The following is an 879-nucleotide window of genomic DNA, read 5'->3' on the forward strand; positions in this document are numbered from 1 at the left end:
TTTTCACCTTTCCCTCACGGTACTGTTTCACTATCGGTCGCTAGGGAGTATTTAGCCTTACCAGATGGTCCTGGCAGATTCATACGGGATTTCTCGTGCCCCGCACTACTCGGGATCCGTCTCGGAGGGTGCACATTTTCGGCTACAGGATTGTTACCTTCTCTGATGGGCCTTTCCAGACCGCTTCACCTAATGTACTCCTTTGTAACTCCATGTGAGACGTCCCACAACCCCTAACGCACAAAGTGCGTTAAGTTTAGGCTAATCCGCGTTCGCTCGCCGCTACTGACGGAATCACTTTTGTTTTCTCTTCCTCAGGGTACTTAGATGTTTCAGTTCCCCTGGTCTGCCTCTTCATTCCCTATGGATTCAGGAATGAGTGACTGNGTAAAAGTCGCTCACTCAAAATATATCCTCGCTAAAGCAGTAAGTTCATGATACCAAAGCATCACTCATATTACACTTTGTTGCATTGCCTTAACACTTTTTTCGCTATCCAGTTTTCAAGGAACAAATCATTGTTTTCATTCTTACCTAAACATCGAAACGAATATGAAGCACATTCGATTCGATACTCATTCAATAGAATGAAAAGCAATTTCATATCTCCGCCTCATCAGCGGAAGATCATCCTATCATGATCGGATCTGTTCATCAACCTGTAAAAGTTGGAAACCTCGTCTCATGCGAAAGAGCTTTTGCTCTTTCAAAACTGACAACGAGTGAACTGTGCTTATATTGGTATGGATGAACTGCGTCATCTGATACTCCATAGAAAGGAGGTGATCCAGCCGCACCTTCCGATACGGCTACCTTGTTACGACTTCACCCCAATCATCTGCCCCACCTTCGGCGGCTGGCTCCCAGCCATCGCTTCCG

General features: G+C 45.9%; 2 rRNA genes. Both read right to left on the minus strand.

What is annotated here, in order from left to right:
- A 23S ribosomal RNA gene (locus tag ACFPXP_RS02730) occupies positions 1-477 on the minus strand; the annotation flags it as partial.
- Positions 478-775: 298 nt separating this feature from the next.
- Positions 776-879 (minus strand): 16S ribosomal RNA (locus tag ACFPXP_RS02735); the annotation flags it as partial.

The organism is Marinicrinis lubricantis, assembly GCF_042658665.1.
Lineage (GTDB): Bacteria > Bacillota > Bacilli > Paenibacillales > KCTC-33676 > Marinicrinis > Marinicrinis lubricantis.